The following is a 23,698-nucleotide window of genomic DNA, read 5'->3' on the forward strand; positions in this document are numbered from 1 at the left end:
AAGCCCGGAAAGGGTTGAGAAAGTTCTTTCGCGAATTTAAGAAATAACTCCCGATCCTATTAGCTCATCATCAAGATGCCAGGCAACAAATTGCCCTTCTGTAATAGAAGCCTGGGGCTCCTCAAAAACTATATAAAGACCACTGCCGGTTTGATGAAGGGTGGCTTTCTGTAAAGGCTGGCGATATCGAATTCGGGCGAGTACCTGCATCTCCTGGTCTTCCTTCAGTTTTAAATCCTCACGTACCCAATGGGTTTCGTCAGGCGAGACAAAGAGCGCACGCCGGTAAATTCCCGGGTGGTCTTTTCCCTGTCCTGTATAAATGACATTTTGCTCCACATCTGTCTCGATCACAAAAAGAGGTTCTGGTGTACCTCCAACTGCAAGTCCTTTGCGTTGGCCTTTAGTGAAATAATGGGCCCCCTGGTGCTCCCCAACTTTTTTTCCTTCTGAAGGAGAATAGGTATATTTTTTCGATAAGTATTCCAGTTCCTCTTGTTTATTCCTGAATTCCCGTGCTTCAGGTTTGTACTTTGCCTCGGAAGCCGAAACCTCCACAATATCTCCCTCCTTAGGCTGAAGCTTTTGCTGAAGAAATTCGGGAAGCCGAACTTTTCCTATAAAACAAAGTCCCTGGGAATCTTTTTTTTCCGCAGTAATGAGGTCTTGCCCGGCAGCTATTTGTCGCACTTCACTTTTTTGAAGCTCCCCAATGGGAAAAAGAGTTTTTGCCAGTTGTTCCTGAGAGAGCTGGCAAAGAAAGTATGACTGATCTTTATTTTTGTCTTTTCCTGAAAGGAGGCGATAAACGGGTTCACCATTTACAGTGATTTTTCCTTTGCGGCAGTAATGACCGGTTGCTACAAAATCGGCACCCAAAGATAGGGCGATCTTCATGAACACGTCGAATTTTATTTCGCGGTTACAGAGAACATCCGGATTGGGAGTACGGCCGCGTTCGTATTCATTAAACATGTAATCCACGATTCGCTCCTTGTATTCGGTACTAAGGTCTACAGTCTGGAAGGGAATTCCCAGTTTATCGGCTACAAGCATGGCATCGTTTGAATCATCAAGCCAGGGGCATTCTTTAGAAATTGTTACCCCTTCATCGTGCCAGTTCTTCATAAAAAGCCCAATTACTTCATAACCCTGCTCTTTTAAAAGATAGGCTGCCACACTGGAATCGACACCGCCCGATAAACCTACAACTACTCTTTTCATATGCTTTCTCCCGCCTTTTTTAGGCTTAAAATGAGGTGCAAAAATACAGAAAATTTGCCACTTTTGGGAAGTCAGGGATGTGCGGTGGAAGTAACCTAAATTAAAAAAGGCGGACTAAGCCGCCTTTTTTAATTTTTCAGGAAATTTAGATTTGCCTGTTAAAGGTAAGGATTGCGGTAACCCCCATCACCGATGTGGTGAAAGTAAAGCTATTAGCGTTTTGAAACTTAACTGTTCCCTCTATAGCATCAAGGTTGGGAACATAGATGGTGTAACTATCACCTGAATTCTTTTCCCATGTACCTGAACTTGAGTCCAGGGAGCATTCGTTCTCGGCATCATAGAGCTCCCACTCTGCTGTACCATTACCCATAAGATCTAGAGTTGAAGGTTGTGGACAATTTAAATTGAAAACAGGTGGATTGATACTTTCTAAAGTCCAGGTTCCAACTATACTATTGTCTGCGGTGTTGTCATCATCATCACTACAGGATGCAAATAACAAAAGTGCAAATGCTGAAAATAAAAACAAATACTTCTTCATATTGGTCAATTTTAGGTTTTAAGTAAATATATCAAAAGTCTGCTAAGAAAAAGATTAGTTAGAATTCTTTTTCTTCCTTAAGGTTTCCGTTCTCATAATATCTCCAGGTGCCATGGTGTTTATTGTTGCGATAAATGCCTTCACTCATTAATTCTCCTTTGCCATTGAAGATCTTAGCAGGTCCATGAAGCTCCCCGTTTTCATAATAGAGATCTTCCAGTACAACACCTTTTTCTGAGTATAGCTTCCGGGGGCCGTGTAATTCTCCATAATTATAGTTAGCCTCCTCGGCGAGTTGTCCTTCATCGTAATAAACCTTTTTTGGACCGTGAAGTTCTCCCTCTTCATAATTTTCGGTCATCATCACCTCATCAGAATTTTTATGATAATAGGTCCAAACTCCTACTCGTTTTTGATCATAAATTTCCCCTTCGCTAATAATTTTTCCATTTTGAGAGAGGTATTTTGCCGTAGCCCGGTCAGATTCGGCATTAAAGTCCATGATAGCGACAGGTTGTTTTAATCCTTCCTGATAAAATTTAAACAATCCTATTTTCTTTCCGTGGTTAAATTCTCCTTCAAATTTTAGTTGTGATCTGTTGTCATTAAAATATTCTTTCCAGTATCCATGGCGCTTCCCTTCTGGGTCATGCCTATTTATATCTTCCTGTGCCCATCCCGTGATCACTTGCATAACCAGGAAACATGTGAGGGTAAAACTCTTTAATTTGTTCATTCTTTTTGTTTAATAAAAATTAACTAAACTTAAACATTATTGTCGTTTGTAATGATCTAACTTTGAAACTGTAACGCTAAATTAAAACTTATGAAACATTTATTGAATTTATATCGTATAGCAGCAGGTCTATTTTTTCTGCTAGCTTTTACTGCCTGCAGTGATGATGATGACAATGGTACAACTCCACCGGTCGTTGAAACAAACACCATAGTAGATTTTGTTGCGGCAAATGATGACTACTCTTCCCTGGAGGCAGCACTCGAGGTGACCGGTCTTACTTCAACGCTTGACGGAACAGAAAATTATACCGTCTTTGCACCCGATAATGATGCATTTGCTGATTTCCTGGCAGATAATGGATTTTCTGAACTATCTGAAGTTCCTGTTGCTTTGCTTACCCAGGTACTCCTTAACCATGTGCAAATGGGGGAAATAATGGCAGCCGATCTTTCTACCGGTTATATACCGAGTATGGCTACCAGGACCGGATCTGATGATAACCTATCTATGTACATAAGTACTGAAAATGGCGTAATGATTAATGGTGTAGCTACAGTTACTGCCGCAAATATTGAGGTAGACAATGGGGTTATCCATGCTGTAGATGAAGTTATAGGCTTGCCAACTATTGTGACTTTTGCACTGGCAGACCCTACTTTTGACACTTTGGTGGCAGCTCTTACACGTGAAGACGACTTTACCTTTGTAAGTACTTTAATGATGACAGATTCTCCGGCTCCTTTTACAGTCTTTGCACCTACAAATAATGCTTTTGTTGATTTGTTGGCGGAGTTGGAGATGAATTCTCTGGGAGATATTCCTACAGATGTGCTTGCTTCAACTTTAAGTTACCACGTTGTGACCGAGGCTAATGTGAGATCTGGAGATATTATGGACGATATGGAAGTCTCTACTCTTGCGGGCCAAATGTTTACAATTAATACCGAAAACGGGGCGCAAATTACAGATGCCAATGGTAGAATAGCAGATATTATCTTAGTTGATGTACAGGCAAACAATGGAGTAATTCATGTGGTTGATACCGTGTTGTTGCCTTCTATGGAATAGGTTAGTTTATTAATAGTGGTTGGTTAAATTAGAAGAGCCCGGAAATTTCCGGGCTCTTCTTTTTATTTAGCGAAAAGGAAATATTATTTCTTTCCTTTCTTTTGCTGTTCTGCCTGTTCCATCATCTCCTGCATTTTGCGGGCAAATTTCCCCTGTTTCTTAGGCTTCTTCTTATTTTCCTGAATTCTCGCGTGGATCTTCTCCTCATCAAGGATAAAATGTTTAATAAAGAGCATGATCCCAATGGTAATAAGGTTTGAAACCAAATAATACAGAGATAACCCACTCGCAAAGTTGTTAAAGAAGATTAACATAAAGAGGGGGGAAAGATACATAATGAACTTCATGTTGGGCATCCCCGGCTGTTGGGCATTCTGCATGGTTTGCCCGGTTGTCATCATCATATAAATGAAGATAGCAATGGACGCAAGAATAGGAAATAAACTCACGTGATCTCCATAGAAAGGAATGTAAAAAGGCAATTCGGCGATCTTGTCATAACTTGAAAGGTCATCGGCCCATAAGAAATCCTTTTGTCTCAGCTGGAAGGCACTTGGGAAAAACATGAATAAGGCATAAAACACCGGCATTTGCATCAATGCAGGGAGACAACCGCTCATTGGACTGGCACCGGCCTTGCTGTACAGCTTCATGGTTTCCTGCTGCTTTTTCATTGCGTTGTCCTTATACTTCTCATTCAGCTCATTAATTTCAGGTCTTAAAACCTTCATTTTGGCCTGTGATAAATACTGTTTGTATTGAACAGGGGAAAGCACCAGTTTAATTGCAATGGTCATAACGATAATTGCTAACCCATATCCCATATAATTGGTGATAAAGGAGAAGAAAGGAATGAACACGTACTTATTGATCCAGCCAAAGATTCCCCACCCTAGTGGTATGATTTCATCCAGATTCCTGTCATAGTCGTTTAGGATCTGGTAATCACTTGGTCCATAGTACCAGTTCATGTTGTAATTAAGCTCCCCACCATTAAGCTGCAGCGGCAGGGTAGAGGCAAAGGCTTTAGTGTATAAAGTATCTACTTCCTCATCTTCTACAAGGTCTTCGGCCTTAAATTTCCCGGTTTCAAAAGGAGTATCGGTAAGAAGGATTGAGGTGAAGAAATGCTGCTTATAGGCAACGTAGGAAATATCATTTTCTTCCTCTTCTCCATCGTTCACCTCGTCATCGTCACCGCCATCATACTCATAAACAAGTTTGGTATAACGGTTTTCGTAGGTTATACTTTTCGCATGCCGGTAACCCTTAAGTTTCCAGTCAAGCAGGACAGGATCTGATGGATTGAGGACATCGCTAAGACCCTGAGAGCGGATGGTGAAATCCATCATGTATTCTCCCGGTTTCAGAACGTATCGATATTCAAGGAATTCTTGTGGAGAGACCTTTAACTTCATGGAGACAACAGTATTCTCTCCATTTTTGGTCACTGTAGGCTCAAAGTAAAGATCTTTTGTATTCAATACCCTTCCATCACTTGTTGTAAAAGTGAGATTTAGAGAGGCATTATTATCCTTGATAAGATAGACAGGGATCGAATCAAAGGTCTTGTAGTTCTTCATCTTTGCTTCGGAAAGATAACCGCCTTTGTTTGAAAAGCTCAGCGCAAGAACGTCGTTCTCAACCGAAGTCTCATTCTCTGTAGCCGAAGGTAAAGTGGCCGAATATCCAAAAGCACCCAACCTGCTGGCTGCGCGTGCAACGGCTGCAGAATCTGCTTCCTGTATCATTTTAGATTGTGCAAGTCCTTCCTGTTCATCTGGAGTAACTACAACTTCATCTGTAGCCGGTTCCTCCACAACTTCTGGAGCAGAAGGATTCATGTACAACATCCATAGCAGGATTCCCCCAATTAAAAGGAAACCTATCAGAGAATTAATATCTAATTTTTTTTCTTCCATTCTAAAAAATAATAAACGCGGACCGTTCCGCTGTCATTGCCAGTCAAAATTGTGACCAAACAGGACTATTGTGCCAGGCTGGCATTCTTCTTTTTCTGTGAGTATTCTTTTGCAGCTTTAATAAAGGCTATAAAAAGTGGGTGAGGCGAGGCCACTGTACTTTTATATTCAGGGTGATACTGTACGCCAACAAACCATGGGTGATCTTCAACTTCAATGATCTCAACCAGGTTTGTTTTCGGGTTTACTCCTGTGCTTTTCAAACCGTGTGACTCCATTTGGGGAGCATAACGGTTGTTGTATTCATAACGGTGACGGTGTCTTTCGAAGATCTGGCTCTTGCCATAAACTTTCCTGGCAATAGAGTCTTCCTTTAAAGAACACTCCCAGGATCCCAGTCGCATACTGCCGCCCATATGAGTAACCTCTTTTTGTTCCTCCATAAGATCAATGACGGGATGAGGGGTAGTAGAATCCATTTCGGTAGAATTCGCGTTTTTAAGTTGCAGCACATTCCGCGCAAATTCAATCACTGCCATTTGCATTCCGAGACAAATACCTAAAAAGGGTAATTTGTTTTCTCTCGCAAAACGCACAGCATCTATTTTACCCTCAATACCACGCTCCCCAAAACCGGGGGCTACCAAAACTCCATCCAGGTGAGATATCTTATTTTGAATTGTGTTCTCGTTGATAAATTCTGAATGTATGCTTTCAATATTTACCTTCACCTCATTGGCAGCACCTGCGTGAATAAAGGCTTCAAGTATAGATTTATAAGAATCCTGGAGTTCCACATACTTTCCTATAAGGCCTATAGTGACTTCGTGTTTTGGATTCTTGTGCCTTTTTAAAAATTCATTCCACTGCGTAAGATCTGGAGTGGTGTCATCGGGTAGATTTAATTTCTTCAGCGTAACTGTGTCCAGGCCTTCTTCCAGCATCATATTTGGTACGTCATAAATTGTGGACGCATCAATGGATTGGATAACTGCTTCCTGCTTCACGTTACAAAACAAGGCTAACTTTCTTCTTATATCGTCAGAGAGTTCATGTTCTGTACGGCAAACCAGGATATCGGCCCTAAGTCCGCTTTCCATGAGGGTTTTAACACTGTGCTGGGTGGGCTTTGTTTTGAGTTCGCCGGCAGCCGAAAGATAAGGGACAAGCGTGAGGTGGATCACCAGTGCATTGTCATCTCCCAACTCCCATTTTAACTGTCGTACTGCTTCAATATACGGGAGGGATTCAATATCCCCCACGGTACCACCAATCTCGGTGATTACAATATCGTACTCGTGATTCTTTCCTAAAAGCTGAACACGCTCCTTAATTTCATTAGTAATATGAGGAATAACCTGTACTGTTTTTCCCAAAAATTCCCCGCGGCGCTCTTTTTCAATTACACTTTGGTAAATACGGCCCGTGGTAACATTGTTTGCCTGGGAGGTATTTACATTGAGGAATCTTTCATAATGCCCCAGGTCAAGATCTGTCTCGGCACCATCTTCGGTCACATAGCATTCGCCGTGTTCATAAGGGTTTAAAGTTCCTGGGTCAACATTGATGTAGGGATCCAGTTTCTGAATAGTGGTTTTGTACCCGCGCGCTTGCAGTAATTTTGCCAGGGAAGCAGCGATAATGCCTTTTCCAAGCGAAGAGGAAACGCCGCCGGTGACAAAGATATACTTGGTTTCAGCCATTTTGAGAGGTGTTTATGCGTCTTTTTATTCAGGGCGCTAAATTACAAAGAAGAAAAGAAAAAGAAACCATTTGCTGGAGAATATGTTAGCAAAACTTTAAGGGTTTAGAAGCGTTCAAAAAGCCCTTAAAATCACCTACCTGGGATATTTTCTTCTAATTGTCCTAAGAATGTCTTCCATCCCATTGACCTTTATATCCAGCACCTGTTGAAGTTGATCTCCTGTTTTTCCCTTCGGAAATCCCTGCTGTCTAAACCAAACCAGGTAAAATTCAGGTAGTTCTGAAAGGTAGCGGCCCTTGTATTTGCCAAAATGCATCTTTGCATGGGCGAGGTCTAACAGAGCTTTATAATCGGGTTTGGGATCCATGTGGCTAAGGTCTCAAAAATGTCAAAATAAGAAAGTTTTTTTCCGAAGTTTTTCAGGTAAAAACTTCAGGAATAAAAAGGTTAAAATCTTGATAATTCAAACCTGCATTTCGGGTGGTTAAAGACCTTTTCAGTAATTTCAGCCAAACTTCAAACAATGGCAGTAATAGGATCGATCATAAAAGGACTTATACAGGCACGGGATGCCGTGACTTCTCAACCAAAACCCGATGAAGCCCAGGTGGAGGTGCTAAGAAGCCTGCTTAAAAAGGCAGAAAACACGGCCTTTGGTAAGCATTATAAATTTGATGAGATCCTTGAATCTGATGACATAAAGGCAGAATTTTCGAGCCGAATTCCCATTTTTGACTATAATAAGATCAATGAAGAATGGTGGAGCAGGATGCATGAAGGGGAAGAAAATATTACCTGGCCCGGGAAACCTCCCTATTTTGCCTTGAGCTCGGGTACGACCGGAAAGTCGAGCAAAAGGATTCCCGTTACCGAAGATATGGTAGAAGCAATTCGCCAAACGGGGATAAAACAGGTGGGTTCCCTCGCGAATTATGATCTACCCTCAGATTTTTTTCAGAAAGAGATCTTGATGCTGGGCAGTTCTACAGATCTTAATAAGGTTGAGGATCATGAGGAAGGGGAAATAAGCGGAATTAGCGCGAGTAATATTCCTTTTTGGTTCAGGAATTTCTATAAGCCGGGAGTTGAAATTTCTGAGATTGAAGATTGGGATAAGCGGGTTTTAGAGATCGCTAAAGAGGCTAAGAACTGGGATATAGGTGCCATGTCGGGTATTCCCTCATGGACCGAATTGATGATCAAGAAGATCCTGGAATTCCATAATGCCAGCAACATTCATGAGATTTGGCCAAACCTGCTGGTATATACCACTGGAGGAGTAGCTTTTGAACCTTATGAAAAGGCTTTTGAAAAACTGGTTGCCTCCCCGTTGGTGGTGATAGATACTTACCTTGCTTCTGAAGGTTTTTTGGCTTTCCAGGCGCGTCCCGAAACCCATTCTATGCAGCTGGTGGTCGACAATGGGATCTATTTTGAATTTGTTCCTTTTAAACCTGAATATATAACTGAAGATGGATCTGTAAAACCTGAAGCGCCCGTAGTGCCTTTGGAAAAAGTAGAACCCGAAAAGGATTATGTACTGTTGATAAGCACAGTCTCCGGCGCCTGGCGTTACGTTATTGGCGACACCGTGAAATTCACAGATGTTGAGCGCCTGGAGATACGAATAACAGGTAGGACTAAATTCTTTCTGAATGTGGTGGGATCTCAATTATCTGTCAATAAGATGAATGAGGCAGTAAAAGAGATGGAGGAGAAATTCAATATTACAATTCCCGAATTTACAGTGGCAGCCGTAAAAAAGAACAGTGAATACATTCATAAATGGTACCTGGGAACTGAAGCAGAAATTGATGAAAAGAAACTGGCAGAATCACTCGACAAAGCCCTGCAGGATGCTAATAAGAATTATGGTGTTGCCCGAAGTAAAGCCTTAAAAGGGGTGGAAGTGGTAAAGGTTCCACCAAAGGTATTCACTGAATGGAGCGCCTCCAATAAAAAGAAAGGCGGACAGGTAAAAATGGAAAAAGTAATGAAAGAAGAGAAATTTGCTGAGTGGGAAGAGTTCGTCAGGAACTACAAATAATAAATGCGATATATAATCTACAATAGATTAGCTTTCCTCTTTTTCAGCTTCTTCCAGCTCTTCTTCCAGTTTGTTCACCAGGACCAGGATCTCTTCAGGAGAGAGATACAGGCGGGCGATCCTTTCCTTATAAGAATCTGAAAGATGAGAGTGATTTAAAATAAAATCCTTTGTTGCCAGGATATAATCTCCCATTCCGCTGTTTACGGCATAGGTGTCGGCAGTGCGTTCTGCTTCCTTTATATAGTTGTCTGAAGTTATATACCTCATTCCGAAAATGACCAATCCCATAGCCGATTTGTCCCGGTAGTCCATTATATGCCCAAGTTCGTGTCCAAGCCAGCCAATAAGAACATCAGACGGAACATCGGCCATTGAAAATTCTTCTTTTTCGATCAGGAATTTACTGCTCATAAAGATGTTGTAGGTGCGGTCGTTTTTCCCTTTGAACAAGTTCGCTTTGTCAGGCTGGGCCTGCATAAAAGATTTTTTTATGTTGTTTTTGAACTTGAATTCGATTTCTACATCTTTAAGTTCGGGGTAATAGGAAAGAGCGATTTTAGCTTCGTCCAGTATACTTTCAGGAATTATTTTGTTGCCCTGGTAAACGACCTTTTTTTCTTCCATATCTTTTTTTGCAGCACAGCCCCAGTTCCCTGCCAGCAAAGGCAGCATGATAAATAAAGCTAAAGTTGTTCTTAATGATCTGTGCATATTTCTTATTTGTACCTGCCTCCATAAATTAGAAATTCTCAAATTGAATTCTTTGAAACTTTTCATAAAAAATGGGGTATTAGGTTGATTTTAATTAATTTGAGGAAGCTATAAAAGACAACGACTATGCCAGAACTACCCGAAATTTCTCTTTTCAAAGATTATCTCAACGCCACTGCGCTTAATAAAAAGATCACAGCTATTGACTTTCTACACACGGGTAGCCTTCAATCCCCAAAAGAAGAATTTATCAAAGCCTTTAAAGGGAAGAAGTTCAAAAATGGGATTAGGCTGGGAAAGTATTTAGTCATTGAAACTTCCGGTGACAAGGCTTTGGTGATGCATTTTGGAATGACAGGAAAGATCGAGTACTACAAAAACCAGGATCCGCCGAAATATTCCCGGGTAGTTTTTTCATTTGAAGACAATGATCATCTGGCTTATTTATCTCAAAGAAAATTAGGGAAGCTTTATATTGCTGAAGATGTGGAAGATTTCAGGAAGAGTCAGGAAATAGGAAAAGATGCATTAGATTTAACTGAAAAGGAATTTCTTGAGTTGCTTGAGAATAAAACCGGAAGCATTAAAGGAGTCCTTACAGACCAGCATGTTCTCGCCGGAATTGGGAACTTATATTCAGACGAAATGCTGTACCAGTGTAAAATACATCCAAAGACAAAGACAAATGCAATTTCAGAAAAGGATAAAAAACAGCTTTTTAAGCAGATGAAAAAAGTGCTTGAAAAAGCTATAGAAAAAGAAGGGGTGCGGGAAGATTTCCCGGACTCTTACATAATTAAACATAGGAAAGAAGGCGATGATTGCCCGGCTTGTAAAGGAAAGATAAAACAAATAAAAGTTTCGGGCAGGAGCACCTACTTTTGCCCATCCTGTCAAAAAGAGGAAAAATGAAGTTATATATAGGATGTTCCGGATGGAATTACAGGGACTGGAGAGGAAAATTCTATCCTGAAAAACTCGCTCAAAAGAATTGGCTGGACCATTATTCAGGAGAATTTAATACTGTCGAAATAAACAGCACTTTTTATAGATTTCCGCAGGACAAAACTGTTGAAAAGTGGCGGGATACTGTGCCCGAAAATTTTAAGTTTACGCTCAAAGGCAGTCGCTATATTACCCACATGAAAAAGCTGAATGACGTAGAGGAAAGTGTGGGGAACTTTAATACTACTTCAGGCATTATGGGCCATAAGCTTGGAAATTTACTGTGGCAGTTGCCACCCAGCGTACACCGCAATGATGAAAAGCTGCTGGATTTTATTAAGCATTTCGATAAAAGCGTAAATAATGTCATTGAATTTCGACACGAGAGCTGGTATGATGAAGAGGTTTATGCTTTGTTGAGAAAGCAAAATGTGATTTTCTGTGCTATTTCCAGCCCCCGTTTTCCTGAAGAAATGATCACAACTTCAGAAACTGGTTACCTGCGCTTCCACGGAAAAGGAAAAAAATGGTATGATTACTATTATTCTGAAGATGAATTACAGGGATGGGCGCACAGGGTAAGGAATTCGGGTTTAAAGGAGATCTATATTTATTTTAATAATGACATCCATGCCAATGCCCCCAAAAATGCGCAGCAACTAAAGGGTTTGTTTGGTCAAAATTCTTAAACTTTCAGCTCCATTCCATCCTGCGTGGGAATAAGCTCCACACCCTCTTCAAGTGATTCTATCTGCTTCTTACTTTCTTCAGGAGAATTTTCAAAGAACCATTCGCCGTAATGGCAAAAAGCGATCTTCTTTGTGTGCGGACTCAGCAGTCGAATAAGATCGGGTACTCCAGTGTGACCAAAAATGCTATCTTTCTTTCGGTTTATTCTGCCACCTTTATGTATGAAAGTGGCTTCAGTAATCACCAGATCGAGTCGAGGCAAATCCTTAAGGTTAGCTTTTTCAATCCAGGCGACGTCGCCGGTAATGAAGATCCTTTTTTGCCCTTTTTGGATGATGTATCCAAGAGATTTCAGTCTTAAAGCGTGAATTACCGGAATAGGAGTGAAGCTGTAACCTTCCAGTTCAAATTTTTTCGAAATCACCTGTAGCTTTGGAATGAGCTCATGAGCTTCGGGCCCAAAAAGGGGAATATTAGGATCGAATTTTTCTTTATTTGGAACAAAGAAGGCATGGTCCGGGTGAAAATGCGTAAAGACTATGGCTTCAGGTGTGTATTCCAAATAATTCGGCTCGCCAACATCTATAAGGATCTTGTCGTCGAGCAGGAAACCTGTGTGATTTACATGATTTTCAGCTTTGGGTTCAATTTTTCCGCGGGTGCCCAGGATCTTGATCTTCATAAGTAACCGTTAAATTCCGAAGGGAAAAGTATCGGGGATCTTACTGCCTTCAGGTTTAAGGTGAAGAGGATGTACTCCCTGCGTCCTGTCGATGTACAGAAAAGCATCGTATCTTTTTGACATTTTTGAGGGGACATAATTGCCGCGCTCCTGGTGAGGATCGTATACCACACCCACTGCACGATGGCCTATTTTATCCTTTAGCTTCTTGGAGAGGTCGCTTCCCTCCTCAAAGAGTAGTAGCTTATTTTCTGCGCCCAAAGTGTGCAACACCTTTTCAATACTGCCATCAATAGCTTTTGGCAGATCCATGTTCTTTATGGGAGCCCCCCAAAATTCCCCTGCTATTACAGATCCTTCATACGAGCCGAAACCTACCAGGACCACCCCGTCCTTTTTGTGCTGCTGTCGCACCAATTGGCCCACATTATGCAATCCCGATGCCGCCATATTTGTAGCCCGGGCATCTCCAATATGGGTATTGTGCTCCCAAACAATTACTTTGGCGTCGTCACCGTGGTAATTAGTAAGGGTATTCAAGGTTTCTACCATATGGCTGTCTCTTACATTCCATGAGGAATGGTCAAATTTTGCCATGGCTTCATAATATTTTTCGGCATTTTTAAGAACCAGGGAATTTAGTTCTGCGTTGAGCCCTGCCTCGGGTTCGTTTTCATATTGAGATGTTTTTTGTCGCACCTCCTTAAGCAGTTGAACCACTTCACTGCGGCACTTTTGGTTTAACCCGCGATAAGCCGTTACATAAGAATCATTTTGCCGGTAAGGCTCAAAACAGTCGGCGGTAAGTTTGGCCAGGGCAGCAACTTCGGGATCTTCTTTTTCCAGGTAGTTGACGATGATTTCCATGGATTCCCAAAGACTATATACGTCCAGCCCGTAAAATCCAACTTTCTTCTTTGGCTCTAAATTTTTATTGTGGTTCCTTAACCATTCCGCGAAAGCGGCAATTTCCCAGTTCGCCCACATCCAGGTTGGCCAGCGATTGAAATTGTTTAGGACTTCAGAGATTTGTGAAGGAGTGTCGGGGAAATTTTTGATCCAACGATTGATCTCAAAACAATCGGGCCAGTCTCCTTCAACGGCGACAAAGGAAAATCCTTTTTCCTTGATCAGCCTTTTTGAAATTTCTGCCCTCCAGGTATAGTATTCATGAGTGCCGTGAGTGGCCTCGCCGAGCAACACATATTTAGAATCACCAATTTTGTCCAGCAGGGGGTCAAGATCTTTTGTATTTTCAAGAGGTTTGATATACTCCTTTCCTTTTTCATTTTCCAGATTCATGATAGCTCATTTTAGATATTATAATGTACAAAATTCAATGACCAAATATTAGATGATGAGCAGAGGCTTTAGAAAAGTTTAAGTTGATATTAGATTTTTTTAAGGACCTTTTAATTAATTTAGGGTGCATGCAGACAGCTCAAATAGTAATTGGTTTAGCCATAATTCTTTTCACCTATCTGGACTTTTTTCACACCACACTTTCCGGTAATGGTTTTGGTATTTTTTCGAGAATTGTAAATCAGATCCTCAACAGGATCATGATCCAAAACCGCTCCCGTACCATTTTTAAATTTTCGGGTATAACACATCTTTTAATGACAACTTTCCTCTGGATGTTGTTATTGTTTATAGGGACCTATACGGTATTTAGCGCCGGGGAGGAAATGGTAGTGAATGGTACCACAGGTTTACCGGCCACACATCCCGAAAGATTTTACTACACCGGCTATGTTCTTTCGACCCTGGGAATTGGAGACTTTGTTCCCGGGAATGATACAAGCAGGATACTTACCGGTATTTTATCTTTTTCGGGATTTATCTTGATCACCACTGGGTTGACTTATCTTCTAAGTGTGATCAACGCTGTGCTGTCTAAAAAGCAGCTGGCTTTTCTTATTTCTACCATGGGGAAGGATGTGGAAGAGATCTTTCAATTCTATAAGCAGCAAGAGGATCTGGAGAACCTGGTTTCCAATGCGAGCGATCTAAGACAGCAAATTTTACAGAATGCAAGTAGTTACCTGGCTTTCCCAATGGCTAATTATTTCCTGTCAAAACAACATGAATCTGCTCTTATAGTGCAGCTCGCAAGACTTTACGAGGTGCTTATGATCATTAGACTCGATTGGAAAAAAGATTCTGTCCAGCACAAGAAATTGACGGCTTTATTAAACGGAATAGAGAAATACCTGGAGCTGGGGCTGGAGGACCCAGATGCCGCCACTCACAGTGAGGAGGAGTTAAAAACTTACAGGAGTCACTGGATGAAATACGGGTATTACTTTGAGAATCACCTGGAAATGGACCGACAATTTACTTCCAGTTTAAAATACGCGGGATGGAACTGGAAAGAAGTTTACCGGTTAAAAACAGTTTCCCAAGAATAAATCCTTTTATATCTTTTTCTTCTACTTTAAGAATATATTATAGATCTATAATTGCAGTATTAATAACTTGGACTTGAAGAGCATTAGCTAAATTGCTCTTTTGTATTATTATTATTATTTATACTGCTATTAAATACAATTGAATATTTGGGACCTTCTTTAAGTACTTTTTTAAGAGATATTGGAAAACTTCTTCACATTCCTGCAGGTCTGGCCATTTTGTCTTTACCCGTAATAATTTCTTACTCCGAATGGTTTGCCTTAGGGCCTTTCGCGGGAATGGCGTTAGTGAGTGTGGGAACAGGACAACTGTTTTTCCATCTTTTTAAAGCCGGGAAGGAAACCAGTAAAGGTCTTTCAGTCATACTTGTGGCCTTGGCCTGGTTGCTCATTTCTTTGTTTGGAATAATTCCCTTCTATGGTATCGCCATGACAGCACCTGCGGGAGTTTACGCTCAGCTGCCTGTGTTTGAAGTGCTGGTAAACAGTATGTTTGAATCAGTCTCCGGGTTCACCGGGACCGGCCTAACGATGTTAGATGATCCTTCCGAAATTCCCTATAGCCTGCAGTGGTGGCGTAGCTTTTCTGAATGGATAGGGGGAATAGGAGTGATAATGCTGGCTTCCCTTCTTCTTAAGCTTAATCATGATGATGAACGACTATACCACGCGGAAACCAGGCATTGGGAAATTAAGGATGCCCCCGTAACGGCTACCATTCAGAAAATCTGGTGGATATATATAGGATATACTCTGGTTTCAATTCTACTTTATTATTTCTCCGGAATGCCTTTTTGGGAAGCTTTAAATCACGGAATGACAGCTCTTGGAACAGGTGGCTTCTCTGTCACCTCCAACAGTTTTACAGATTATACTACACAGATAAAAGCCTTGACTATCCTAATAATGGTCATGGGAGCGATTGCTTTTAAAATTCATTACTTACTGGTTTTTCAATTTGATCTAAAAAGGTTCCTAAAACAAACTCAGCTTCACTACTTTTTTTTCTTTCTGGTTGCAGCATTTTGTCTCCTTTTGTGGATTTATCCAGAGCTAAGTATTATTGATTTACTATTTCAGGCAACTTCTGCACTTGCCACTTGTGGATTGAACACCGTAGAACTTGGACTATGGCCAATGGCTCCGGCTTTTGTGCTAGTAATATTAATGTTGCTGGGTGCTAATGCCGGATCAACAGGTGGTGGTATTAAAACAGTAAGGTTCGCATGGTTTGCCAAAGGTATCTGGCGGAGCATTAAGCAGGTATGGTTTCCTGAAGAAAAGGAAGCCAAAGTCACCTTTGATGGAGAAATGAAAGAACCCAGGGAGATGAGGAATAACATTCAACAGGCGGCAAATGTTCTTTTTCTATGGGTGATCACCCTTACCTTTGGAACCTTCTTTCTCTCTTTATCAGTGGGGGATGATTATACATTCTACCAGATCCTTTTTGATACTGCTTCAGCTTTGAGCAATGTAGGATTGAGTACAGGGGTAACCGGGGCAGGAATGCCCGAAAATGCGAAATATCTTCTTTCTTTATTGATGTGGTTGGGACGGCTTGAAATTATGGCCATAGTTATTCTGATTATTTCCCCATTTTATTTATTGAAAAGCAAAGTAGCTGTAAAAAGAAAAGAATAGTCTGTACTCCAGAATTGAAAAAAGCCTGCTTAGAAAATATTTCCAGGCAGGCTTTGAGCTTTGTTCTTAGGGAAGTGTCTAGTTGGTCAATTCTTCCCGAAGTCTCTCCTGAAGTTCGGCGTCATTTTGTAACTGATTTCCAATTTGTTCATAACGCTCTACCGACAGTCCACCATCTTTGATCATATCTTCGATCTCCTTGCGGAATTCTGTCTGCATTTCGTTTAGATCCTTTATAATAGCTTCATATTTCTTCTCTTCTTCCTTGGTGAGTTCAACTTCAGCCGCAGGATCCATTTGCGCCTGGTGAATAGTATTAAATCTTGTAACCTCCATGCCTTCTTCTGCGATCGCTTCACTCAATTGCTTTTGAGCTTCCTGATTTATCATGCGCATCTTTTGAAAGGTTACGGCAAATTGACCTATTTCCTCGTCTGTAACATTGGTTTGCGCCATTAGGCTGGAACTGCCAATTATCATGAGAAATAATAAGCCGAACATTTTCATCTTACTTAAGATCATATCGTTTAATTTAGGTTTTTTACAAACCTAAAGGTAATGATCCAAAAAGGCAAAGAAGTTGTCTTTTTTCAACTCAAAATGGAGAAAGTTCCCACTTTTGAATTAACAATGACACGAAAAACTCCTTTTTTGAAAGATTATTCTTTTTCTATTAAAGCTGAAAGATCAAGCTTCACCTGTCCCCGGGTAAGATCTTCGAAATCTTCCCTTTTTCTAATTAAATGGGCTGCATCATTGTACCACATTACTTCCGGGGGACGATATCGGGAATTAAAATTACTTGACATGGAATAGCAGTAGGCTCCTGCATTATCAAAGGCCAGAATATCTCCCTCTTTAATTTCTGAAATTCTGCGGTTATTGGCGAAAGTGTCAGTTTCACAGATGTAACCAACCACAGAGTAAAATCTTTCTTTCCCACCGGGATTTGAAATGTTGTGAATTTCGTGGCGGGAACCATAGAACATGGGACGAATTAAATGATTAAATCCACTATCTACTCCTGCAAAAACAGTGGAGGTGGTTTGTTTAATCACATTTACCCGTGCCAGGAACTTTCCTGCCTCACTCACTAAAAATTTCCCCGGTTCAAAAGCAAGGGTAAGGTCCCGACCGTATTCTTTACAAAATGATTTAAACCTGGAAGTGAGCTTTTCCCCGAGTTCCTCAATATTTGTTTCTATGTCCCCTTCTTTATAAGGGACTTTAAATCCACTTCCAAAGTCAATGAATTCAAGATCTTTAAAATGGCGGGCTGTGTCAAAAAGAATTTCAGATGCATATAAGAATACTTCGATATCCAGGATGTCACTTCCGGTATGCATGTGGATCCCATTGATGTGCATCCCCGTATTTTCTACAATGCGCAGGAGGTGCGGGATCTGGTGGATTGAAATTCCGAATTTAGAATCTATATGTCCCACCGAAATATTGGTATTGCCACCTGCCATCACATGAGGATTAATCCTTATACAGACCGGTACCGAGGGATGTTTTGTTCCAAATTGTTCAAGAATGGAGAGGTTGTCAATATTGATCTGTACCCCCATTGCCGATACTTTTTCAATTTCCTCAAGGGAAACTCCGTTGGGAGTATAGATGATCTTTGAAGGTTCCACGCCGGCTTCCAGTCCTAATTTCACTTCCTGAATAGACACAGTATCCAGGCCGGCACCCAATTCTTTAAACAAACCGAGGATTGAAATATTGGAAAGTGCTTTAACAGCGTAGTGAATCCGAAGATTTTCTATCTTATTGAAAGCAGAGGTAAGGCGATTGTACTGTGAAATGATCTTTTCGGCATCATATACATATACAGGGCTACCGAATTCTTCCGCAATATTTAAAAGGTCCTGGTTGTTCATTTTTATTTATTAAAGCCGCAAAAGTAAAAGGGTTTTTTGTCATTCTCGCACTGCATGTTGAAAATTAACCAATTCTAACAAAATGTTATTTTTAAGGGGGAATAGGTAGAAATTTTGGTGACCTTACTTACCCAGTGAGGAAGATTTTTTGTAATTTACAAGTTGTAAACCAATTATTTATGGTCTATCGGCTTGCATTATTTCCATTACAAAGCGTGGTATTTCCGGGCGAGAAATTGCCTTTGCATATTTTTGAAGAACGATATGTTCAGTTGATTGAAGATTGCGAAAGTACCGGGATGCACTTTGGTATTCCTATATATTTTAATGATCATTTGGAATATGGAACAGAGATGAAGCTTACAAAAGTTATGAAGAGCTATGATTCTGGTGCTAAAGATATTATATGTATAGGCCTTCGGGTCTTTAGAGTAAAGAAGTTTGATTATAAAGAATCCGGTAAATTATATGCAGGAGGAGATGTTGAATTTTTAAAAGATCGTGGGGAATCTACCAGGGCTTTAAAACAGCAATTACTGGATCTCATTTATGAATTGTATGAACATTTGGAAGTGCCCCGTCCTATAATAGACATCGCCGGTTTTACGAGTTTCACCCTCGCCCATAAAATTGGCCTTTCCCTGGAGCAGGAATATTCTTTGCTAAAGCTGACTTCAGAAAAAGCCAGGCAGGAATTTTTGATCAATCACCTTCTCATTTCTATCCCTATTGTTCAGGAGATGAACCGCACTAAACAGGTCATAGAACTTAACGGGCATTTCAGAAATTATGACCCACTTGATTTCACAGAATTCAGGCTAAGAACTAAAAAGTAAGGAAAATCTTTGATTTATGTGCCAGCATTAAAAAGATTGGCAGAATCCTCTAACATTTGCTACTTTTGTGAACCTTAACGAATACTGAAGAAATACCTTATTATGAACATACACGAATATCAGGGAAAAGAAATTTTAAGCAGTTTTGGGGTCCGCATACAACGTGGGATTGTTGCTCAGGATGCAAAAGAGGCAGTTGAAGCTGCAAAAAAACTTACAGAACAAACCGGTACAGGATGGCATGTTATTAAGGCCCAGGTACATGCAGGTGGACGTGGAAAAGGTGGCGGAGTTAAACTTGCCAAAAATCTCCAGGAAGTTGAAGAAATTGCAGGGCAAATAATCGGGATGAACCTGGTAACGCCACAAACTTCTGCTGAAGGTAAAAAAGTACATCAGGTATTGGTGGCCGAGGATGTTTATTATCCAGGTGACAATGAGCCCGAAGAATATTATATGTCTGTTCTTCTTAACCGTGCTACAGGTAAGAATATGATCATGTATTCTACAGAAGGTGGTATGGACATTGAAACTGTTGCCGAAGAAACCCCACATTTGATATTCAATGAAGAAGTGGATCCTGCAACAGGATTGCTGCCATTCCAGGCGAGAAGAATTGCCTTCAACCTTGGATTAAGCGGAAATGCATTTAAAGAAATGACCAAATTCGTGATGTCTCTTTATGAGGCCTTCACAAAATCTGATTCTTCTCTTTTCGAGATCAATCCCGTCCTTAAAACCAGCGATGATAAGATCATGGCTGTTGATGCTAAAGTTACTCTTGATGATAATGCGCTTTTTCGTCATAAAGATTACGCCGAAATGCGTGATGAGCGTGAGGAGAGCCCGGTAGAAGTAGAAGCCCGTGCAGTAGGTCTTAACTACGTTGACCTTGATGGGAATGTTGGATGTATGGTAAATGGTGCCGGACTTGCAATGGCGACCATGGACCTTATAAAACAGGCCGGTGGGGAACCTGCGAACTTCCTTGATGTTGGAGGTACTGCCGATGCCAAGAGAGTTGAAGAAGCATTCCGTCTTATCTTGAAAGATGATAAAGTAAAAGCTATATTGGTTAACATATTTGGAGGAATTGTAAGATGTGACCGTGTTGCACAGGGAATTGTTGATGCTTACAAAAACCTGGGAGATACTATTAATGTACCTATTATTGTTCGTCTCCAGGGAACTAACGCAGATATTGCCAAGGAACTAATCGATAACAGCGGACTTGATGTGTACAGTGCTGTTGAATTCCAGGAAGCAGCAGATAAAGTGCAGGAAGTATTGGCTTAATACTCTTTAAAACATAAAATAGAAAACCCCGGAAAGCTCCGGGGTTTTTCTATTTATGGCAGTAGAGTAGAAGATTGGAAGCTGCCTAATACCTATTGTTGAATACCTGTGTCATTACCCTGTTGACATATTCGTAACCTGGTCTAAAATTCCACCTCAATTTTTGCGAATTAGATAAACATTCCTCAACATTTTGATAACCTCGTTTTTTTCTCAGGACAATTGGTTTGAGATAATTTTACCCCGAAATCAAAAACAAAAAACCAGAGCTATGAAAACAATTAAATCTTTCCTGTTTACACTAATCATGTTTATCTCATTTTCAAGTATTGCGGCGACTTCTTTAAGTATGACGTCTGGAAAAGATCCTTTTAGCGAAGAAATTTCCAGAATGCTTTCCCGTTCATCTCTTATTATTGAGAAAGATTTTACAATTAAGGTGTTGTTCATTCTTAATGACAGTAAGGAAATTGAAATAAGATCCATTTCCTCATCAAATGAAAGGGCAAATAAATTTTTGAGAGCACGTCTAAGTGGTCAACAATTGAAAGGTGCGAATTGGGACTCTAACAAGGTGTATGAATTACCGGTAAGGGTAAAGGCCATTCGATAATTCAGGTTTCGAGAAACTGTTAAAGTTAAGTTAAGGAAAAAGATGACTGTAACAATCGGAAATTGCTTACAGTCTTTATGGTATAACATCAATCAATTAATATTAATTTTTAAAACGAACGATTATGAAACGCTTTAGACTTTTATTAGCCGCTTTTGCATTAACTGTATCAACTGCAACTCTTGCAAACACCAATTTCGATTTTGAAGAAAGAAACAGATCAATTAGTGATCAAATAGAACAAATGCTTTTAGATTCCGGTTTAGTCATTGAAGAAGAATTTACAGTGCGGGTTATCTTTAAAGTAAATGAAGATAGAAAAATTGAGATCAGTTTGATTGATTCTCCAAACGAGGAAGTAAATTCTTTCCTTAAAAAAAGATTGGAGAACCAAAAGCTTTATGGTAAATCCTGGCATTTTGAGAAGATCTATGAATTACCGGTAAAAGTGCAGGCAAGCAGGTAAGCTGCAGCACATTGGTAAAAAACCCGGCTAATCACCGGGTTTTTTTATGACCTTACAAGGAAAGGTCAAAAATTTTCGTTAAAATTTCCTGAGTGTTGTAACAATTGTCTCTTTGTGAAGTCTTTATAGTAAATCATCAATCATCAAATCGCATCAATTAATTTAAAAACGAACGTCATGAAAAATTTAAAACTGTTGTTAGTAGTATTTGCAATAATCATTTCTTCAACTGTATCAGCCAGGGAGATTAAAAGTCTTGCAAATCCAGATTCAGTATCTGTTGAAATTGAAAGAATTCTTGAAAATGTGAAATTAGCCAACGAGTGTGAACCACTTGAAGTAACAGTATTCTTTTCAGTTTCTGAAGATCAAAAGATCCAGAGTTTATCGGTTTCTTCTTCTAATGGGGAAGTGAATGAGTACATTCAGAAGCAATTGTCCAACAGATTGCTTCCAGCCGAATCCTGGATGAAAGGCAGAATTTATGAACTCACTGTTGTAAAGAAAATGAGTTAAGTCAAGCTGACCTTAAAAAACAACCCGGAAGTAATCGCTCCGGGTTTTTTATTTATAGGTGTAAACCACATTCGGTTTTAGGGCTGTTGTTCCAGCGGCCGCTTCTTTCATCTCCCGGTGCAGTACAGGGAGAGCAGCCAATCGAACTGTATCCCTTTGAAACCAGAGGATGAAAAGGGAGTTCATGTTTTGCAATAAACTCATCCCGCTCTTTCTTTGTGACGTCCAGCAGTGGATAAAACTTAAGGATCTCTCCCCTGTTTTCAAAAATGTCAAGGGTGGAACGGTGGTCGCTTTGCCATTCCATCAAGCCGCTTACCCAAACAGTGTATTTTGTCTTGATTATATCCAGAGGCTTCACCTTGTTTATGTGACAACAGAAATCGGGATTTTTTTTCCATGTCTCATCAGTTCTTGTAAAATCGTGTTCCTCTTTTAATGCACTAATGGATCTTACCTTAAGCCCGTAAAGCTCAGCCAATTTTTTCCTGTACTTGAGGGTTTCATCAAAATGGTAACCGGTATCAATGAAATATATAAGTTGATCACGATTAACCTCCGAAAATAGTTTTAAAAGAAAGGCAGAGGTAGCAGCAAAGGAGCTGGTAAGCATTATTTCGGTAAGGCTAAAATCCTTGTAGAGTTCTTCTATTCTCTCATGTAGGTTAAGATCCCGGTATTTTTTATTGAGCGAGGCAACTTCAGAAGCCGTGACGATTCTCTTCTCGGAAATTACTTCCATGGGCTACTTTTTTTCTTCTTTTTTGGGCATAGGTCCACGTTTGTAGATCACTAATCCATTGAGGAAATTCCGTAGAAATTGATCCCCGCATTCCATATATTTTGGATGGTCTTCACTTCGAAAAATAGCTCCAATCTCACTTTTGGTGACTTTGAAATCCACGAGGGAGCAAATATGAACAATATCCTCATCCCGTAGTTTTAAAGCAACTCTCAATTTCTTGAAGATATCATTATTAGATAGAGGCATAGGTGAGTTTTAGGCTGTAAAAGTACATAAGCCTGTTGAATTAAGGAAGTTTCTAAAGCAAAGTAAAAGAGTTTCTGTAAAAACCTTTTTAATGCAGACATAATGACACCTAAAAACAACTTAATGCAGACAAAATGGCGTATTTTATGAACTGGTATTTAATTTGACTGATGGAAATTGAAAAGTAAAAATGTATAACATAAAAATATTTAGCTATGAACCTTGTAAAACGAAACACCGACAACTGGCTTCCATCAATTTTTGATGACATGTTCAAAACCGACTGGATGGACAATGGAAACTCCGGAATGAACCGCATTGGAACCAGCGTTCCTGCCGTAAACATTTCTGAAGATGATGATGCTTTTCATCTCGAACTTGCCGCTCCCGGTATGACTAAAAAAGATTTTAATCTGGAATTGGATAACGGAGTTCTTACCATTTCTTCTGAAGTTAGAAAAGAAGATGAGAAAAAAGAGAATGGTGGAAGATTCACCCGCCGCGAATTTAGCTACAGTAGCTTTAAGCGTGCTTTCAGTCTTCCTGAAACAGCAGATCCCGAAAAGATCTCTGCACAATACAAAGAAGGAGTATTAAAAATTGAGCTTCCAAAACGTGAAGATGCTAAGGTACAGGCCAAACGAATGATTGATATCAAATAATGTAAGGTTTTACAAATTGTAAAGAGGTCGTCTAAAAAGTAATTTTTAGGCGGCTTTTTTTATTGTCAATATGTGAAGCAATACTTTTTCCTCTTTT

25 protein-coding genes are annotated in these 23,698 nt (G+C 40.2%); 12 read left to right on the top strand and 13 right to left on the bottom strand.

Translation table 11 applies throughout. The features are described 5' to 3' along the window. Window positions 1-36 precede the first annotated feature (36 nt). The 3 genes from mnmA to LA313_RS11225 all read right to left on the bottom strand — a co-directional run bounded on the left by mnmA (window position 37) and on the right by LA313_RS11225 (window position 2,504). Entirely contained in the window at window positions 37-1,224 is a 1,188-nt protein-coding gene (gene mnmA / locus LA313_RS11215) for a tRNA 2-thiouridine(34) synthase MnmA (protein ID WP_228914975.1), read from the bottom strand. A gap of 145 nt (window positions 1,225-1,369) precedes the next feature. Next, window positions 1,370-1,768, bottom strand: coding sequence for a lipocalin-like domain-containing protein (locus LA313_RS11220; protein ID WP_228914977.1), 399 nt, complete (start codon window positions 1,766-1,768; stop codon window positions 1,370-1,372). 58 nt (window positions 1,769-1,826) lie between these two features. Beyond that, window positions 1,827-2,504 carry a toxin-antitoxin system YwqK family antitoxin gene (locus LA313_RS11225; protein WP_228914979.1) on the bottom strand — a complete coding sequence of 226 codons (678 nt, stop codon included), beginning with the start codon at window positions 2,502-2,504 and terminating at the stop codon, window positions 1,827-1,829. A gap of 90 nt (window positions 2,505-2,594) precedes the next feature. Here LA313_RS11225 and LA313_RS11230 point away from each other — a divergent pair, with 90 nt between their 5' ends. Beyond that, entirely contained in the window at window positions 2,595-3,575 is a 981-nt protein-coding gene (locus LA313_RS11230) for a fasciclin domain-containing protein (protein ID WP_228914981.1), read from the top strand. An 83-nt stretch (window positions 3,576-3,658) separates the two neighbouring features. On the opposite strand, the gene yidC is transcribed toward LA313_RS11230, so the two are convergent. The 3 genes from yidC to LA313_RS11245 form a co-directional block, all read right to left on the bottom strand. After that, complete coding sequence (gene yidC, locus LA313_RS11235) at window positions 3,659-5,497, bottom strand: membrane protein insertase YidC (RefSeq protein ID WP_228914983.1); 1,839 nt, start codon at window positions 5,495-5,497, stop codon at window positions 3,659-3,661. Between the two features lie 65 nt (window positions 5,498-5,562). Next, entirely contained in the window at window positions 5,563-7,200 is a 1,638-nt protein-coding gene (locus LA313_RS11240) for a CTP synthase (protein WP_228914985.1), read from the bottom strand. 135 nt (window positions 7,201-7,335) lie between these two features. Further along, the gene (locus tag LA313_RS11245) at window positions 7,336-7,569 is read right to left on the bottom strand and encodes a DUF3820 family protein (RefSeq protein WP_228914990.1); all 234 of its coding nucleotides are present in this window, start codon (window positions 7,567-7,569) and stop codon (window positions 7,336-7,338) included. Window positions 7,570-7,725: 156 nt separating this feature from the next. On the opposite strand from LA313_RS11245, the gene LA313_RS11250 reads away from it, so the two are divergent. Beyond that, window positions 7,726-9,249: a GH3 family domain-containing protein gene (locus LA313_RS11250; protein ID WP_228914991.1), complete on the top strand. Its 1,524-nt coding sequence runs from the start codon at window positions 7,726-7,728 to the stop codon at window positions 9,247-9,249. Between the two features lie 27 nt (window positions 9,250-9,276). On the opposite strand, the gene LA313_RS11255 is transcribed toward LA313_RS11250, so the two are convergent. Next, complete coding sequence (locus LA313_RS11255) at window positions 9,277-9,963, bottom strand: hypothetical protein (RefSeq protein ID WP_333473557.1); 687 nt, start codon at window positions 9,961-9,963, stop codon at window positions 9,277-9,279. A 126-nt stretch (window positions 9,964-10,089) separates the two neighbouring features. Between LA313_RS11255 and LA313_RS11260 the strand changes: the two genes are divergently transcribed. Next, window positions 10,090-10,875 carry an Fpg/Nei family DNA glycosylase gene (locus tag LA313_RS11260; protein WP_228914992.1) on the top strand — a complete coding sequence of 262 codons (786 nt, stop codon included), beginning with the start codon at window positions 10,090-10,092 and terminating at the stop codon, window positions 10,873-10,875. Beyond that, a complete protein-coding gene (locus tag LA313_RS11265; RefSeq protein WP_228914993.1) occupies window positions 10,872-11,597 on the top strand; it encodes a DUF72 domain-containing protein in 726 nt (241 codons plus the stop codon). The genes LA313_RS11260 and LA313_RS11265 overlap by 4 nt, the downstream gene beginning before the upstream one ends. Here the strand turns inward: LA313_RS11265 and LA313_RS11270 are convergent. Together LA313_RS11270 and LA313_RS11275 are read right to left on the bottom strand one after the other, a co-directional pair. Continuing rightward, on the bottom strand, window positions 11,594-12,280 hold the full coding sequence (locus LA313_RS11270; protein WP_228914994.1) for an MBL fold metallo-hydrolase: 687 nt from the start codon (window positions 12,278-12,280) through the stop codon (window positions 11,594-11,596). The two genes, LA313_RS11265 and LA313_RS11270, sit on opposite strands and share 4 nt — an antisense overlap. Before the next feature lie 9 nt (window positions 12,281-12,289). Further along, entirely contained in the window at window positions 12,290-13,582 is a 1,293-nt protein-coding gene (locus LA313_RS11275) for an erythromycin esterase family protein (RefSeq protein WP_228914996.1), read from the bottom strand. 128 nt (window positions 13,583-13,710) lie between these two features. Here LA313_RS11275 and LA313_RS11280 point away from each other — a divergent pair, with 128 nt between their 5' ends. Together LA313_RS11280 and LA313_RS11285 are read left to right on the top strand one after the other, a co-directional pair. Continuing rightward, window positions 13,711-14,691 carry a potassium channel family protein gene (locus LA313_RS11280; protein WP_228914998.1) on the top strand — a complete coding sequence of 327 codons (981 nt, stop codon included), beginning with the start codon at window positions 13,711-13,713 and terminating at the stop codon, window positions 14,689-14,691. A gap of 147 nt (window positions 14,692-14,838) precedes the next feature. Continuing rightward, window positions 14,839-16,335 carry a TrkH family potassium uptake protein gene (locus tag LA313_RS11285; protein ID WP_228915000.1) on the top strand — a complete coding sequence of 499 codons (1,497 nt, stop codon included), beginning with the start codon at window positions 14,839-14,841 and terminating at the stop codon, window positions 16,333-16,335. Window positions 16,336-16,413: 78 nt separating this feature from the next. Here LA313_RS11285 and LA313_RS11290 read toward each other — a convergent pair whose 3' ends face one another. Together LA313_RS11290 and lysA are read right to left on the bottom strand one after the other, a co-directional pair. After that, window positions 16,414-16,857: a DUF4168 domain-containing protein gene (locus tag LA313_RS11290; RefSeq protein WP_228915002.1), complete on the bottom strand. Its 444-nt coding sequence runs from the start codon at window positions 16,855-16,857 to the stop codon at window positions 16,414-16,416. A gap of 137 nt (window positions 16,858-16,994) precedes the next feature. Then, complete coding sequence (lysA, locus tag LA313_RS11295) at window positions 16,995-18,221, bottom strand: diaminopimelate decarboxylase (protein WP_228915004.1); 1,227 nt, start codon at window positions 18,219-18,221, stop codon at window positions 16,995-16,997. 179 nt (window positions 18,222-18,400) lie between these two features. Here lysA and LA313_RS11300 point away from each other — a divergent pair, with 179 nt between their 5' ends. The 5 genes from LA313_RS11300 to LA313_RS11320 all read left to right on the top strand — a co-directional run bounded on the left by LA313_RS11300 (window position 18,401) and on the right by LA313_RS11320 (window position 21,948). Further along, window positions 18,401-19,057: an LON peptidase substrate-binding domain-containing protein gene (locus LA313_RS11300; protein ID WP_228915006.1), complete on the top strand. Its 657-nt coding sequence runs from the start codon at window positions 18,401-18,403 to the stop codon at window positions 19,055-19,057. Between the two features lie 102 nt (window positions 19,058-19,159). Then, entirely contained in the window at window positions 19,160-20,353 is a 1,194-nt protein-coding gene (gene sucC, locus LA313_RS11305) for an ADP-forming succinate--CoA ligase subunit beta (protein ID WP_228915009.1), read from the top strand. Window positions 20,354-20,624: 271 nt separating this feature from the next. Next, entirely contained in the window at window positions 20,625-20,966 is a 342-nt protein-coding gene (locus LA313_RS11310; RefSeq protein WP_228915018.1) for a hypothetical protein, read from the top strand. 124 nt (window positions 20,967-21,090) lie between these two features. Next, window positions 21,091-21,432, top strand: a complete 342-nt coding sequence (locus LA313_RS11315) for a hypothetical protein (RefSeq protein WP_228915020.1) — start codon at window positions 21,091-21,093, stop codon at window positions 21,430-21,432. Window positions 21,433-21,609: 177 nt separating this feature from the next. Next, window positions 21,610-21,948 carry a hypothetical protein gene (locus LA313_RS11320; protein WP_228915022.1) on the top strand — a complete coding sequence of 113 codons (339 nt, stop codon included), beginning with the start codon at window positions 21,610-21,612 and terminating at the stop codon, window positions 21,946-21,948. A 52-nt stretch (window positions 21,949-22,000) separates the two neighbouring features. Here the strand turns inward: LA313_RS11320 and LA313_RS11325 are convergent, their stop codons facing one another. Both LA313_RS11325 and LA313_RS11330 read right to left on the bottom strand, forming a co-directional pair. Continuing rightward, on the bottom strand, window positions 22,001-22,690 hold the full coding sequence (locus LA313_RS11325) for a phosphoadenylyl-sulfate reductase (protein WP_228915025.1): 690 nt from the start codon (window positions 22,688-22,690) through the stop codon (window positions 22,001-22,003). A 3-nt stretch (window positions 22,691-22,693) separates the two neighbouring features. Then, entirely contained in the window at window positions 22,694-22,939 is a 246-nt protein-coding gene (locus LA313_RS11330) for a DUF1456 family protein (protein ID WP_029037838.1), read from the bottom strand. A gap of 215 nt (window positions 22,940-23,154) precedes the next feature. Here LA313_RS11330 and LA313_RS11335 point away from each other — a divergent pair, with 215 nt between their 5' ends. Next, entirely contained in the window at window positions 23,155-23,601 is a 447-nt protein-coding gene (locus LA313_RS11335; RefSeq protein WP_228915027.1) for an Hsp20/alpha crystallin family protein, read from the top strand. The last annotated feature ends 97 nt before the right edge of the window (window positions 23,602-23,698 follow it).

Source organism: Salinimicrobium sediminilitoris (assembly GCF_020866905.1).
GTDB lineage: Bacteria > Bacteroidota > Bacteroidia > Flavobacteriales > Flavobacteriaceae > Salinimicrobium > Salinimicrobium sediminilitoris.